The organism is Serratia sp. PL7 (genome assembly GCF_945957435.1).
This window is the reverse complement of sequence record NZ_CAMFLB010000151.1, coordinates 1-272: the sequence shown is the minus strand read 5'-3', so window position 1 is coordinate 272 and position 272 is coordinate 1. Positions and strand designations below refer to the sequence as shown.

Here is a 272-nt window from a genome sequence, read left to right as displayed (position 1 = left end):
CAGCAAATCAAGCTTTTAATTGAAGAGTTTGATCATGGCTCAGATTGAACGCTGGCGGCAGGCCTAACACATGCAAGTCGAGCGGTAGCACAAGGAGCTTGCTCCTGGGTGACGAGCGGCGGACGGGTGAGTAATGTCTGGGAAACTGCCCGATGGAGGGGGATAACTACTGGAAACGGTAGCTAATACCGCATAACGTCTTCGGACCAAAGTGGGGGACCTTCGGGCCTCACACCATCGGATGTGCCCAGATGGGATTAGCTAGTAGGTGA

Annotated in this window: 1 rRNA gene; it reads left to right on the top strand. The window is 53.7% G+C overall.

The features are described 5' to 3' along the window. Positions 1 to 16 precede the first annotated feature (16 nt). Positions 17 to 272: ribosomal RNA gene (locus N6G83_RS54700) — 16S ribosomal RNA — on the top strand; the annotation flags it as partial.